At 65.6% G+C, this 15,106-nt stretch carries 9 protein-coding genes and 1 tRNA gene; all 10 read left to right on the plus strand.

Annotated features, from left to right (window positions below; genetic code table 11):
• Nucleotides 1-155: 155 nt before the first annotated feature.
• The 10 genes from E0W80_RS06610 (at nucleotide 156) to E0W80_RS06655 (ending at nucleotide 15,104) form a co-directional block, all read left to right on the plus strand.
• Nucleotides 156-3,659: a DNA-directed RNA polymerase subunit beta gene (locus tag E0W80_RS06610; protein WP_047520785.1), complete on the plus strand. Its 3,504-nt coding sequence runs from the start codon at nucleotides 156-158 to the stop codon at nucleotides 3,657-3,659.
• Nucleotides 3,660-3,740: 81 nt separating this feature from the next.
• The gene (gene rpoC, locus E0W80_RS06615) at nucleotides 3,741-7,616 is read left to right on the plus strand and encodes a DNA-directed RNA polymerase subunit beta' (protein ID WP_047520787.1); all 3,876 of its coding nucleotides are present in this window, start codon (nucleotides 3,741-3,743) and stop codon (nucleotides 7,614-7,616) included.
• A 251-nt stretch (nucleotides 7,617-7,867) separates the two neighbouring features.
• Nucleotides 7,868-8,797: a PfkB family carbohydrate kinase gene (locus E0W80_RS06620; protein ID WP_131491795.1), complete on the plus strand. Its 930-nt coding sequence runs from the start codon at nucleotides 7,868-7,870 to the stop codon at nucleotides 8,795-8,797.
• An 86-nt stretch (nucleotides 8,798-8,883) separates the two neighbouring features.
• Nucleotides 8,884-8,968 (plus strand) — tRNA-Tyr (locus E0W80_RS06625).
• A gap of 227 nt (nucleotides 8,969-9,195) precedes the next feature.
• Nucleotides 9,196-9,648 (plus strand): hypothetical protein, encoded by a 453-nt coding sequence (locus tag E0W80_RS06630; RefSeq protein ID WP_131491796.1) that lies wholly within the window; start codon nucleotides 9,196-9,198, stop codon nucleotides 9,646-9,648.
• Nucleotides 9,649-9,721: 73 nt separating this feature from the next.
• A complete protein-coding gene (locus E0W80_RS06635; RefSeq protein WP_131491797.1) occupies nucleotides 9,722-10,603 on the plus strand; it encodes a bile acid:sodium symporter family protein in 882 nt (293 codons plus the stop codon).
• 103 nt (nucleotides 10,604-10,706) lie between these two features.
• Nucleotides 10,707-11,828, plus strand: coding sequence for a LacI family DNA-binding transcriptional regulator (locus E0W80_RS06640; protein WP_131491798.1), 1,122 nt, complete (start codon nucleotides 10,707-10,709; stop codon nucleotides 11,826-11,828).
• Nucleotides 11,829-11,837: 9 nt separating this feature from the next.
• Complete coding sequence (locus E0W80_RS06645) at nucleotides 11,838-13,130, plus strand: extracellular solute-binding protein (RefSeq protein ID WP_047520795.1); 1,293 nt, start codon at nucleotides 11,838-11,840, stop codon at nucleotides 13,128-13,130.
• Nucleotides 13,131-13,212: 82 nt separating this feature from the next.
• Nucleotides 13,213-14,154, plus strand: a complete 942-nt coding sequence (locus tag E0W80_RS06650) for a sugar ABC transporter permease (RefSeq protein WP_131491799.1) — start codon at nucleotides 13,213-13,215, stop codon at nucleotides 14,152-14,154.
• Between the two features lie 116 nt (nucleotides 14,155-14,270).
• Nucleotides 14,271-15,104 carry a carbohydrate ABC transporter permease gene (locus E0W80_RS06655; RefSeq protein WP_227992057.1) on the plus strand — a complete coding sequence of 278 codons (834 nt, stop codon included), beginning with the start codon at nucleotides 14,271-14,273 and terminating at the stop codon, nucleotides 15,102-15,104.
• Nucleotides 15,105-15,106 lie beyond the last annotated feature (2 nt).

A 15,106-nucleotide genomic window follows, 5' to 3' on the forward strand; every position in this document is an offset into this window, starting at 1 on the left:
TTGCCATGTCGCACAATCGTGCGTATAGTTGGTAGTTGCGCTCGCTCCTCCCTGCCCTCATATGGTGGTCGGCATTTCGTTGAGTTCTCGAGCGCACACTCCACCTGACGACAAAGGAATCGAGAAGCCCTGCGGGGCTCACGGAGGTTATTCCCTTGGCTGCTGCTCGCAACGCATCCACATCCACCACCACCAAGAACGGACGCGGAGCTTCCCGTCTTTCGTTCGCCAAGATCTCCGACACGCTGACGGTCCCTGACCTTCTCGCTCTGCAGACCGAATCCTTCGGTTGGCTGGTCGGCAACGACGCCTGGAAGGCGCGCGTGGCCGAGGCCAAGAAGCAGGGGCGCACGGACGTCAACGAGAACAGCGGTCTGGGCGAGATCTTCGAGGAGATTTCCCCGATCGAGGACCTCGGCGAGACGATGCAGCTGTCGTTCACGAACCCCTACCTCGAGCCGGAGAAGTACTCGATCGAGGAGTGCAAGGAGCGTGGCAAGACCTACGCCGCTCCGCTGTACGTCGAGGCCGAGTTCATGAACCACCTCACGGGTGAGATCAAGACCCAGACGGTCTTCATGGGCGACTTCCCGCTGCAGACCGACAAGGGCACGTTCATCATCAACGGTTCCGAGCGCGTCGTCGTCTCGCAGCTGGTCCGCTCCCCGGGTGTCTACTTCGACAAGACCCCCGACAAGACGTCCGACAAGGACATCGTGTCGGCGCGCGTCATCCCGAGCCGTGGCGCATGGCTCGAGTTCGAGATCGACAAGCGCGACCAGGTGGGCGTGCGCGTCGACCGCAAGCGCAAGCAGTCGGTCACCGTCTTCCTCAAGGCGCTGGGCATGACCAGCGAGGAGATCCTCGCCGAGTTCGCCGGCTACACCTCGATCGAGGAGACGCTCGCGAAGGACACGATCGTCACGAAGGAAGATGCGCTCCGCGACATCTACCGCAAGCTCCGTCCGGGCGAGCAGGTCGCCGCCGAGGCCGCCCGCGCCCTCCTGGACAACTTCTACTTCAACCCGAAGCGCTACGACCTGGCCAAGGTCGGTCGTTACAAGATCAACCACAAGCTGGGCCTGGACCAGCCGCTGACCTCCTCGGTGCTCACCGTCGAGGACATCGTGGCCACGATCAAGTACCTCGTCCGCCTGCACGCAGGCACCGAGGAGACCTTCACGGGCATCCGCGGTGGCAAGAAGGCCGAGATCCGTCTCGCGACCGACGACATCGACAACTTCGGCAACCGTCGCATCCGCGCGGTCGGCGAGCTCATCCAGAACCAGGTCCGCACCGGTCTCTCCCGCATGGAGCGCGTCGTCCGCGAGCGCATGACCACGCAGGACATCGAGGCGATCACGCCGCAGACCCTGATCAACGTGCGACCCGTCGTCGCCGCGATCAAGGAGTTCTTCGGAACGTCGCAGCTGTCGCAGTTCATGGACCAGAACAACCCGCTCGCAGGTCTGACGAACAAGCGTCGTCTCTCCGCGCTCGGACCCGGTGGTCTCTCCCGTGACCGCGCCGGCGTCGAGGTCCGTGACGTCCACCCCTCGCACTACGGCCGCATGTGCCCGATCGAGACGCCGGAAGGCCCGAACATCGGTCTGATCGGTGCGCTCGCGACCTTCGCGCGCATCAACTCGTTCGGTTTCATCGAGACCCCGTACCGCAAGGTCGTCGACGGCGTCGTGACCGAGCAGATCGACTACCTCACGGCTTCCGAAGAGGTCGACTTCAACATCGCGCAGGCGAACGCCCCGCTCGATGCCAAGGGTCGCTTCATCGAGAGCCACGTCCTGGCCCGCCCCAAGGGCGGCAGCGGCGAGGTCGACATGTTCCTGCCGGAAGACATCGGCTACATCGACGTCTCCCCGCGCCAGATGGTGTCGGTCGCGACCTCGCTCGTGCCGTTCCTCGAGCACGACGACGCACAGCGCGCCCTCATGGGTGCCAACATGCAGCGTCAGGCCGTCCCGCTGCTGCGCAGCGACTCGCCGCTCGTCGGAACCGGTATGGAGGGCTACACGGCCATCGACGCCGGTGACGTCCTCACCGCCGAGAAGGCCGGTGTCGTCTCCGAGGTCTCCGCAGACCGCGTCGTCGTCATGCTCGATGAGGGCGGGACGCAGGAGTACCACCTCCGCAAGTTCGACCGCTCGAACCAGGGCACGTCGTACAACCAGAAGGTCGTCGTCAACGCCGGTGAGCGCGTCGAGGTCGGAGAGGTCATCGCCGATGGCCCCGCCACCGAGAACGGCGAGCTGGCCCTCGGGAAGAACCTCCTCGTCGCGTTCATGACGTGGGAGGGCTACAACTTCGAGGACGCGATCATCCTGAGCCAGGACCTGGTGAAGGACGACACCCTCTCCTCGATCCACATCGAGGAGTACGAGGTCGACGCGCGCGACACCAAGCTCGGCAAGGAGGAGATCACCCGTGACCTCCCCAACGTCAGCCCGGAGCTGCTGAAAGACCTCGACGAGCGCGGCATCATCCGCATCGGCGCCGAGGTCCGCCCCGGCGACATCCTCGTCGGCAAGGTCACGCCGAAGGGTGAGACCGAGCTGTCGGCCGAGGAGCGTCTGCTGCGCGCGATCTTCAACGAGAAGAGCCGCGAGGTCCGCGACACGTCCCTGAAGGTGCCTCACGGCGAGCAGGGAACCATTATCGCGGTCAAGGAGTTCAACGCCGAGGACGGCGACGACGAGCTCGGCTCCGGTGTCAACCGCCGCGTCGTGGTCTACATCGCCCAGAAGCGCAAGATCACCGAGGGTGACAAGCTCGCCGGCCGTCACGGCAACAAGGGTGTCATCGCGAAGATCCTCCCGATCGAGGACATGCCGTTCATGGCGGACGGCACCCCGGTCGACATCGTCCTGAACCCGCTCGGCATCCCCGGTCGAATGAACTTCGGCCAGGTGCTCGAGACCCACCTCGGGTGGATCGCGAAGCAGGGCTGGAAGGTCGAGGGCACCCCGGAGTGGGCCGTCCGTCTGCCGGAGGAGGCCTTCGAGGCTGCTCCCGGTACGAAGGTCGCCACCCCGGTGTTCGACGGTGCGAGCGAGGAGGAGATCGCTGGTCTCCTCGACGCCACGACCCCGACCCGCGACGGTGTGCGCCTGATCGACTCGAGCGGAAAGGCCCAGATGTTCGACGGCCGCTCCGGCGAGCCGTTCCCGGCCCCGATCTCCGTGGGCTACATGTACATCCTGAAGCTGCACCACCTGGTCGACGACAAGATCCACGCACGTTCCACGGGTCCGTACTCGATGATCACCCAGCAGCCGCTCGGTGGTAAGGCGCAGTTCGGTGGACAGCGCTTCGGTGAGATGGAGGTGTGGGCCCTCGAGGCCTACGGCGCCGCATACGCGCTCCAGGAGCTCCTCACGATCAAGTCCGACGACATCCTCGGCCGCGTCAAGGTGTACGAGGCGATCGTCAAGGGCGAGAACATCCAGGAGCCCGGCATCCCCGAGTCCTTCAAGGTGCTCATGAAGGAGATGCAGTCGCTCTGCCTGAACGTCGAGGTCCTCTCGGCTGACGGCACACTGGTGAACCTCCGCGACACCGACGATGAGGCGTTCCGCGCCGCGGAAGAGCTCGGTATCAACATCTCCAGCCGCTTCGAGGCCGCCTCGATCGACGAGATCTAATCCGCGGGTGTGCCCGGGGGTCCAACTCCCGGGCACACCGAAGCAGACTTCTCAAACAGAATTTCCGACACAGGAGAACTAGTGCTCGAGTCCACAACTTTCGACGAGCTTCGCATCGGCCTGGCCACCGCAGAGAACATCCGCGCGTGGTCCTACGGTGAGGTCAAGAAGCCCGAAACCATCAACTACCGCACTCTGAAGCCGGAGAAGGATGGTCTCTTCGGAGAGCAGATCTTCGGCCCGTCCCGCGACTGGGAGTGCGCCTGCGGCAAGTACAAGCGCGTCCGCTTCAAGGGCATCGTCTGCGAGCGCTGCGGCGTGGAGGTCACCAAGAGCTCCGTTCGTCGTGAGCGCATGGGTCACATCGAGCTCGCTGCTCCGGTCACCCACATCTGGTACTTCAAGGGCGTGCCCTCGCGCCTCGGCTACCTGCTCGACATGGCACCGAAGGACCTCGAGAAGGTCATCTACTTCGCCGCCTACATGGTCATCTCGGTCGACGAGGAAGCTCGTCACCGCGACCTGGGCACGCAGGAGAACAACATCCGCCTCGAGCTGAAGACGCTCGGCGACCGTCGCGACGCCAAGATCGCGGAGCGCCTGGCCAAGCTGGAGGAGGAGCTCGCTGCTCTCGAGGCAGAGGGTGCCAAGGCTGACGCCAAGAAGAAGGTCAAGGACGCCGCTGAGAAGGAGATGTCGCTCATCCGCAAGGGTGCAGACGACGCGATCCTGAAGCTGGAGCGCGTGTGGGAAGACTTCCGCACCCTCGAGGTCGGTGCCCTGCGCCCGGAGGACGACGTCTTCCACGAGCTGCAGGACCGCTTCGGCCAGTACTTCGAGGCCTACATGGGCGCCGAGTCGATCCAGCGTCGCCTCGCGGCGTTCGACCTCGTCGCCGAGGCGGAGAACCTGCGTCTGCAGATCTCCGAGGGCAAGGGCCAGCGCAAGATCCGTGCGATCAAGCGCCTCAAGGTCGTCAGCTCGTTCCTCGAGACCGGCATGAGCCCGGCCGCGATGGTCCTCGACGTCGTCCCGGTGATCCCGCCGGAGCTGCGCCCGATGGTCCAGCTCGACGGTGGCCGCTTCGCGACTTCCGACCTGAACGACCTCTACCGTCGTGTGATCAACCGCAACAACCGTCTTCGTCGTCTGATCGACCTCGGTGCCCCCGAGATCATCGTCAACAACGAGAAGCGCATGCTGCAGGAGGCCGTCGACGCACTGTTCGACAACGGTCGCCGCGGTCGTCCCGTCACCGGTACGGGTAACCGTGCCCTGAAGTCCCTCAGCGACATGCTGAAGGGTAAGCAGGGTCGTTTCCGTCAGAACCTGCTCGGAAAGCGTGTCGATTACTCCGGCCGTTCGGTCATCATCGTCGGCCCGCAGCTGAAGCTGCACCAGTGCGGTCTGCCCAAGCAGATGGCGCTGGAGCTCTTCAAGCCGTTCGTCATCAAGCGCCTGATCGATCTCGGTCACTCGCAGAACATCAAGGCTGCCAAGCGCGCCGTCGAGCGCACCCGTCCCGAGGTCTGGGACGTGCTCGAGGAGATCATCCGCGAGCGTCCGGTGCTGCTCAACCGTGCACCCACCCTGCACCGCCTGGGTATCCAGGCGTTCGAGCCGCAGCTCGTCGAGGGTAAGGCCATCCAGCTGCACCCGCTCGTCTGCGCGGCGTTCAACGCCGACTTCGACGGTGACCAGATGGCTGTGCACCTGCCGCTCTCGGTCGAAGCTCAGGCCGAGGCCCGCGTGCTGATGCTCGCGTCGAACAACATCCTGAAGCCGTCCGACGGTCGTCCGGTCACCCTGCCTTCGCAGGACATGATCATCGGTCTGCACCACCTGACCACGGTCAGGGAGGGTGCGGTCGGTGAGGGTCGTGCGTTCGGTTCGGTGGGCGAGGCGATCCTGGCCAAGGACGAGGGCACCCTCGACCTGCAGGCGAAGATCCGCATCCGCATCCCCGGTCTGACCTTCCTCGAGGGCGAAGCTCCCGAGGGCTACGAGCGTCACGGTCTCGTCGACGCTTCGCTGGGTCAGGCGATCTTCAACGACACGCTTCCCAAGGGCTACCCGTTCGTTCGCGAGCAGGCCGACAAGAACAAGCTGTCGCAGATCGTCAACAAGCTGGCCGAGGAGTACCCGAAGGTCGAGACGGCCGCGTCGCTGGACCGCATCAAGGACGCCGGTTTCTACTGGGCCACGCGCTCCGGTGTGACCGTCGCCCTGAGCGACATCCTCACGCCGCCGAACAAGGGCGAGATCGTCGCCGGCTACGAGAAGCAGGCCGCGAAGGTTCAGTCGCAGTACGAGAAGGGTCTGACGACCGACTCCGAGCGTCGCCAGGAGCTCATCAAGATCTGGACCGAGGCAACCGACGAGGTCCAGGCCGCGATGCGGGCGAACTTCCCGGAGGACAACACCATCAACCGCATGGTGTCCTCGGGTGCTCGTGGTAACTGGCTGCAGATCCGGAACATCGCCGGTATGCGTGGTCTGGTGAACAACCCCAAGGGTGAGATCATCCCGCGTCCGATCATCTCCTCGTACCGCGAGGGTCTGTCGGTGGCGGAGTACTTCATCGCGACGCACGGTACCCGTAAGGGTCTGGCCGACACCGCTCTGCGTACCGCCGACTCGGGTTACCTGACCCGTCGTCTGGTGGACGTCTCGCAGGACGTCATCATCCGCGAAGAGGACTGTGGCACGTCGAAGGGCCTCGAGCTCCCGATCGCCGCTCCGAACTCGCAGGGTGAGCTCGTGCGCGACGCGAACGTCGAGAACTCGGTGTTCGCTCGTACGCTGGCCTCCGATGTCGTGAGCGCGTCGGGCGAGGTGCTCGCCGCTGCCGGTGACGACGTGGGTGACGTGCTGATCGACAAGCTCGTCGGTCTCGGTGTCGAGAGCATCAAGGTGCGCTCGGTCCTGACCTGCGACTCCGCCGTCGGTGTCTGCGCGCAGTGCTACGGCCGTTCGCTCGCGACCGGCAAGACCGTCGACATCGGCGAGGCCGTCGGCATCATCGCGGCCCAGTCGATCGGTGAGCCCGGTACCCAGCTGACGATGCGTACCTTCCACACGGGTGGTTCGGCATCGGCGGACGACATCACGCAGGGTCTTCCCCGTGTGCAGGAGCTCTTCGAGGCGCGTACCCCCAAGGGTGCGTCCCCGATCGCCGAGGCCGATGGCCGCATCACGATCGACGAGACCGACAAGGGCAAGAAGGTCATCCTCACGCCCGACAGCGGCGACGAGCCCGTGGTCTACCCGGTGCTGAAGCGTGCCACGCTTCTCGTCGAGGACGGCCAGCACGTCACCGTCGGTCAGCCCCTGCAGGTCGGCACGCTCGACCCCAAGGAGATCATGCGCGTCATGGGTGCTCGCGAGGTGCAGCGTTACCTCGTCGGCGGCGTCCAAGGCGTGTACCGCTCGCAGGGTGTGCCGATCCACGACAAGCACATCGAGGTCATCGTCCGTCAGATGCTCCGCAAGGTCACCGTCGTCGATCACGCCGACACGACTCTGCTCCCGGGTGAGATGGTCGACCTCAAGCGCTACCAGTCGATCAACCGCGAGGCTGTGTCCGAGGGCAAGCGCCCCGCGTCCGGCCGTCCGGAGCTGATGGGTATCACGAAGGCGTCGCTCGCGACCGAGTCGTGGCTGTCGGCCGCCTCCTTCCAGGAGACGACCCGCGTGCTCACCGAGGCTGCGATGCAGGGCAAGCGTGACCCGCTGGTCGGTCTCAAGGAGAACGTCATCATCGGAAAGCTCATCCCTGCCGGCACCGGTCTCTCGAAGTACCGCGACGTCACGGTCGAGGCCACCGAGGAAGCCAAGAGCGAGCGCTACCCGAACCGGATCTTCGCATCCGACGGTGCGTACGCTGACGGCGACTTCGGCTACGTCGACTTCGACGCGTTCTCGACGGACGACATCACGCCCGGTACCTACAACTGAGTGAGTGCTGAGTGAGAAGGCCCCAGGCGATTCGCCTGGGGCCTTCTTCGTGTCCGGGGTGGGCGGGGGCCGCGTCACGCGTGCTGAAGCGCGCACGTCTGTAGGAGTTCGCACGTGCTGAAGTGCGCACGGTCTGAAGGAGTTCTCGCGTTCTGAAGGAGAGCATTCCCGAAAGGCTCCTTCTCTTCGAGAGAGCTCCTTCAGAGTTGACGGCGTTCCCCGTGCGACCCGCGGCGCGATAGTGTCGGCGGGTGAGCAACGACACTACTTCTGCCGTTTCCGTGGTCGTGATCGGCGACGCTTTGATCGACGAGATCCGGGACGACGCCGGGGTACGAGAGCTCGTCGGCGGTGCGGCACTCAATGTCGCTGTCGGTCTCCGACGTCTCGGCGTGCCGACGACGCTGATCGCGATGGTGGGCGACGACGAGGCCGGTGGGCACATCCGTGAGTACTTGTCCGACCAGGGGGTGCGTCTGATCGCGAGTGAGGCTCCGCTCGGCTCGTCCCGGGCGATCGTGCAGCGGGCGGCGAACGGCGAGCCGCAGTACGTCTTCAATGAGGCCGCGCAGAAGCGCAGTGTCCGCTACTCCGACGAGGCACGTCACGCGATTGCCGACGCCGGTCTCGTCGCGATCAGCTGTTTCCCTTTCGATGTGCCGACCGAGGTCGATGCGCTCGTCGACGCCCTGGGTGACGCACGCGTGGCTGTCGATCCCAACCCGCGAACGGGCATGCTCAGCGACCGGGAGGAGTTCGTCCGCGGGTTCGAGCGCCTCGCTGCTTCGGCGGCCATCGTCAAGGTCGGAGCAGATGACGCGGCGATCCTCTACGACGGTGACCTCGACGCGTTGCGCGCGCGTTTGCGGGGGCTCGGCGCTGCGGCCGTCCTTGCGACCGCGGGTGCCGACGGCGCGACGATCGATGCGGATGCCGGAATCGTCTCCGCGCCGATCGCGCAGCTTCCCGGTGCCGTGATCGACACCGTCGGTGCGGGAGACGCGACTCTCGCCGCGGTGTCGGACGGCCTGGTCGCGGCGTCTCCGTCAGACGTGGGGGAGTGGGGTTCGTTGCTGCGGCGAGCCATGGATGTCGCTGCCGCGACCTGTCGCGCCGAGGGTGGTCTGCTGCGGACGCCCGAGTCGCTCGCAGATGCCGGACGCGGTGTGAACGGCAGCTGACCGTTCGATTTCTTGCACCCGCCTCGGGCGGGTATGCTTGTCTCTCGTGCCCCCGGTTGGCTGTTCAAGTCGGACGGGTGCGCTCTGGCGAGTTACCCAAGCGGCCAAAGGGATCTGACTGTAAATCAGACTGCTCTGCATTCGGGGGTTCGAATCCCTCACTCGCCACCACCACCACCTCCGCGCGATCGATCGCGAACAGAAATGCCTCCGGCCCCGGAGGCATTTCGCATTTCACGCCTGCGACGCCCATCTCCCGCGGCAGAGGGGTGAAGCGCCACTGAACTCCTCGAGAACAGACACTGCCGCCAATGCCGGGTGCCTCGGCGCGGCACCAGTAACGTGGTGTGCTTGAGACAAGCCGGGTCCCGGTATACAGCCAAGAGGATACATACACAATGAACGCATCTCGCTCCGTCACCGCCGCTTCCATCGCGCTGCTCGCGCTCCTGTTCACCGGCTGTGCCGCCGGCGCCTCCGACTCGGGCAGTGACGCGAAGCCGGAGTCGGCGGACAAGCCGGCCGCGACGCAGACCAAGGAAGAGGCCTGCGACATCATGGTCACGAGCCTCTCGGACCTGCAGTCGCTTTCGTCGGTCGACACGTCGGACCCGAACGCTGCACTGGCCGCCTTCAAGGAGGCTCAGGGCAAGATCGACGACGCGGCGAAGCAGGTGTCGAACGACGAGGTCAAGCCCTCCGCCGATGATTCCGCAGCCGCCCTGAAGGGGTACGTCGACTTCCTCGACCAGGCGAGCTCCGACCCGGCGAACGTGGACGTCTCGAAGATGAGCGAGCACGTGCAGGCGCTCACCGACAGCATCACCGAGCTCTCCACGGTCTGCTCCTGACCGTCCGGGCCGAGAAGGGGATCCTCACGGATACGCGTGACACCGGAGCCCCTTCTCGGCCACACTGAGTTCCATGGGATCAGCGTTGACCACCATCGGACTGCCCGTCGCCCTCGGCATCATCATGCTGGGGCTCGGGCTCAGCCTCACCCTCGCCGACTTCGCGCGGGTGCTGAAGCAGCCGAAGGCGGTGATCATCGCCCTGCTGTGTCAGCTGGTGCTGCTGCCGGCCATCTGCTTCGGCCTCGTCCTCGCGTTCCAGCTGCCACCGATCCTCGCTGTCGGCATGATGATGCTGGCGGCGTCGCCGGGCGGGACCACGGCGAACCTCTACAGTCATCTGTTCCGCGGTGACATCGCCCTGAACATCTCGCTGACCGCCGTGAACTCCGTGATCGCCGTGATCACCCTCCCGATCATCACGAACTTCGCGATCGCGTACTTCCAGCCGTTCGACGACCGACTGGGGCTGCAGTGGTCGAAGGCACTGGAGGTGTTCGCGATCGTGCTGCTTCCCGTTGCTCTCGGCATGATCGTGCGACGCTTCTGGCCGAAGTTCGCCGCCGGCATGGACAAGCCGGTGCGCATCGCCTCCGTCGTGATCCTGGTCGTCGTGATCGCGGGCGCCGTGGCATCGAACTGGACCCTCCTCGTCTCGAACTTCACCCAGCTCGCCCTGATCACCGTGCTGTTCTGCCTGATCAGCCTCACGGTCGGCTTCTTCGTCCCGCGGATGCTCCGCGTCGGGAAGCGCCAGGCGATCGCGACGTCGTTCGAGATCGGCATCCACAACGCCACGCTGGCGATCGTGATCGCTCAGTCGGTGCTCGGATCGGTGGAGCTGAGCCTCCCCGCCGCGGTGTACGGAGTGCTGATGTTCTTCATCGCGTTCGGCTTCGGGTTCCTGATCCGAGACCGTCACGCGGTCCCTGCCCCGGTGGCTCCCTCGCCCTGAGAGGGCTTGACCTCGAACGCACGCCTGGTTTAGCATCTGATAAATCGATTTAACAGCGGCCCGAGGTGATCTGGTCGCCACACGACGGAGTGAGGTGAACGCGATGGGCAGAGCGCGGATCTCTGATGTCGCCGCTGCAGCCGGCGTGTCGGTCACGACCGTGTCGCTCGTGCTGAACGATGCCGAGTCGCGCATCTCCGAGCAGACCCGCGTCCGTGTCCGTGCGGCTGCAGAGGCCGTCGGCTACGCCCCCAGTGCCGTTGCCCGAGGGCTCCGCACGCAACGCACCCGCATCGTGGGACTCCTGTCCGACCAGATCGCGACGACCCCGTTCGCAGGCCGCATGCTCGCCGGCGCACAGGACGCCGCGCGCGAGCACGATCACCTCCTGCTCTTCATCGACACCGGCGGCGACGCAGACATCGAAGCGGATGCCCTCCGCGCCTTGGCGGCACAGCAAGTCGACGGGATGATCTACGCCTGCATGTGGCACCGCGCGGTCGACGTTCCCGCCGGGCTCCCTCGAGGCTCGGTGCTGCTCGACTGCTACCCCGAGGGAGGCGGCTTCCGCAGCGTCGTGCCCGATGACCGCGTGGGCGGTGCGGCCGCGGTGCGAGAGCTGCTCGCCGCCGGACACCGCCGCATCGCGTACCTCGACACCGACGACCCCGAGCCCATCGCCTCGCGACTGCGTCACGAGGGCTACCTCGAAGCGCTGGCCGAGGCGGGCATCGAGGTAGATCCCGCGCTCCATGTGACGGGGGAGACATCCGCGCAGGGCGGGCGTGCGGCAGCCGAGCGGTTGCTCGATCTGCCCGAGGACCAGCGTCCGACCGGCATCTTCTGCTTCAACGACCGGATGGCGATCGGCGTCTACGCCGCGGCACACCATCGCGGCCTCGAAATCCCGCGCGACCTCTCGGTCGTCGGCTACGACGATCAGCAGTTGGTCGCCGCAGAAATGGATCCACCTCTCACCACCATCGCTCTGCCCCACTACGAGATGGGTCGCTGGGCGATGGAGGTCGCGCTCGGCGTCCGCGCGGAGGGGGATGAGGACGCCTCGCACCGAATGGACTGTCCCGTCATCCGACGGGATTCCGTGGGCCCGCCGCCGGCGCATGTCGCCAAACAGAACCGACGACGGGCTTCACACACAACCGAAGGGCCGCGCTCGGCGGCTCCCGATCAGGTGCCCGACGTGGGCGTCAGGCACCAAGAATAGGAAACCACAATGACGCGCAGAACGTCGCCGATCTTCGTGGCGGCCGGGTTGGTGACAGCCCTCGCCCTCACAGGATGTGGACAAGCAGGTCAAGGCAACACGACCGGAGAAGACGGTCGAACGCAGCTCACGATGTGGACGCACTCGGCGGGGAACGCCGCGGAGCTCGCCGTCTACGAGAAGATCATCACCGATTTCAACGCCTCACAGGACGAGTACGAAGTCGTGCACGAGTCCTTCCCGCAAGGTGCCTACAACGACGCGATCGTCGCTGCGGCGGCCTCGGGAGACCTTCCCTGTCTGCTTGACCTCGATGGGCCGATCATGCCCAACTGGGCGTGGGCGGAGTACCTCCAGCCGTTGGAGATCTCGACCGAGATCACCGACAAGCTCCTCCCGACGGCGGTGGGCGTGTGGGACGGCGAGATCTACTCGGCCGGCTACTGGGATGCGGCGCTGTCGATCTTCGCGCGCAAGTCGGTGCTCGATGCCAACGGCATCCGCATCCCCTCGACGGATCAGCCGTGGACGGCCTCCGAGTTCGATGCCGCGCTGTCGACGCTGCAGGATGCCGGCTACGACACCCCCATCGACATCGGTGCGGAAGACACCGGCGAGTGGTGGCCGTACGCATACTCCCCGCTGCTGCAGAGCTTCGGCGGCGACCTGATCGACCGCGACACGATGCTCACCGCGGACGGCGCGCTGAACGGCGACGCCGCCGTGGAGTGGGGCACCTGGTTCCAGAACCTCTTCGCCGAGGGCTACGCGAGCAACGCGGGCACGATCGGCAACCAGGAGTTCGTCGACGATGAGGTGGCGCTCAGCTACACCGGCGTGTGGAACGCGCTGGCATCCGTCGAAGCGATCGGCGATGATCTCCTGATCCTGCCGCCGCCCGACTTCGGCAACGGCCCGAAGATCGGTGGCGGGTCGTGGCAGTGGGCGATCTCTTCGGGCTGCAACGACGCCGATGGCGCCCGGCAGTACCTCGAGTTCAGCTTCAACGACGAGTACATCACCGAGTTCGCCGACAACCAGATCGTCATCCCGGCGACGGAAGCCGCTGCGCAGGCGTCGGAGTACTTCGGCGATGACGGTGTGCTGCGCCCGTTCGTGGAGCTGTCGCAGAAGTACGCCGTGCTGCGGCCGGAGACTCCCGCCTACGCCGTGATCTCGACCACGTTCGAGACGGCGGCGAAGAACATCATGAGCGGCGCCGACGTCACGGCGACCCTCGACCAGGCCGTCGCGGACATCGATGCCAACATCGCGTCCAACGACGGGTACGGATTCCAGTAGACGGTGACGGCGGAGGTGGGGGCGCGGGCGACCGCGTGCCCACCCCGCCGCGCTGCTCCACCCGCTCCTGAAAGACGCATCGATGACCGTCACACCTCCGACGGCGGGGGCCGAGACTCCTCGGCGCTCCCTCCGCTCCTTCCGCTCCAGCCGTGGACGCGAGACGTGGGCAGGTCTGGGCATGGTCGCACCGGCCGCCCTCCTGCTCACACTGTTCCTCATCGTCCCGGTGGTCCTCGCGTTCACTCTCTCCTTCACGAATGCGAGGCTCATCTCGCCGAACCCGCCTCGCTTCGTCGGGGTAGACAACTTCATTCGCGCCTTCACCGCTGACCCGCTCTTCGTGCAGTCGATAGGCAACACGGCGATCTTCGCGCTCATCGTCGTACCCGTGCAGGCCGGCCTCGGCCTCGCGCTCGCGGTGCTCGTGAATCGAAAGCTCCGCGGCACGACGTTCTTCCGCGTCGTGTTCTTCATCCCCGTCGTGACCTCGATCGTCGTCGTCTCGATCCTGTGGAAGTTCCTCTATCAGGATGACGGGCTCATCAACTCGATGATCGACGCCGTGACGTTCGGGTTGTGGAGCGGGAACGATTGGCTCAACGACCCCTCGACGGCGCTTGGCGCGATCATCGTCATGTCGATCTGGCAGGCCGTCGGGTTCCACATGATCATCTGGCTGTCGGGGCTGCAGACGATCCCCGAAGAGCTCTACGAGGCGGCGCGCATGGATGGCGCCAGCCCGTGGCGCCAGTTCACCAACGTCACGTGGCCGGGGCTGCGCCCGACGATGGTGTTCGTGCTCGTCACCATCACGATCGCCGCCCTCGGGTTGTTCGTCCAGATCGACGTCATGACCCAGGGAGGTCCGCAGGGCGCCACCTCGACGGTCGTCTACCACGCGGTGCGCAAGGGCTTCGGTCAGCAGGAGATCGGCTACGCGGCCGCGATCTCGCTCATCTTCTTCGTGGCCGTGCTCATCATCGCGCTCATCCAGCGTCGCATCACCCGGGAGAAGGACTGATGGCCGCCACCGTAGACAACCACACCGAGACGGGGCGGCCGGCGTCGCGCTCCGCCCGCGCCCCGCGCACGGCTGCTGCGGGCCGCAGATGGGGCACGGCGGCGACCTATATCGCCATGTCGGTGCTCGCTGTGATCTTCCTGTTCCCGCTCGTGTTCATGTTCGTGTCGAGCCTCAAGCCCGACGCGCAGATCCTGCAGGACCTCGACTCTCCGCTCGCCTTCCTCCCCGTCGGCGACATCAGCCTCGACAACTACTTCGGGGTCTTCGACCGGGTGCCGGTCGCGCAGTTCATGTTCAACTCGGTGCTCGTGACGGTGCTGACCGTCGGGCTCGGGCTCATCGTCAACTCGATGGCCGGTTTCGCCCTTTCGCGGCTTGCATGGCGCGGCCGGCTCGTCGTGCTCGCCGTCATCATCGCGACCCTCATCGTGCCGTTCGAGACCATCGCGGTGCCGATGGTCTACTGGGTCGCCCAGCTGCCCACACTCGTCTTCGAAGGCGGCGTGCTCAAGTACGACTTCGGCTGGTTGAACACCTACGAGGTGCAGATCGTGCCGTTCATCGCGAATGCGTTCTCCATCTTCCTGTTCACGCAGTACTTCTCCACGATCCCGAAGTCGCTCGACGAGGCTGCGCGGATCGACGGGGCGAGCTGGTTCAGGATCTACCGCCGCATCATCGTGCCGCTGTCGGGCCCGGCATTCGCGACGGTCGCGATCCTGACCTTCCTGCCTGCATGGAACCAGTACCTGTGGCCGCTCATGGTCGTGCAGCGAGAGAACCTCCGGCCCGTCATGGTCGGCATGCAGTACTTCTTCCAACTCAACACCGCCTGGGGTGAGGTCATGGCGTACACGTCGATGATCACGATCCCCGTGCTCATCGTCTTCCTGATCTTCCAGCGCGCCTTCGTCAGCTCGATCGCCGCGAGCGGAGTGAAAGGGTGAAA

The organism is Microbacterium sp. PI-1 (assembly GCF_004337555.1).
GTDB classification, from domain to species: domain Bacteria; phylum Actinomycetota; class Actinomycetes; order Actinomycetales; family Microbacteriaceae; genus Microbacterium; species Microbacterium aurugineum.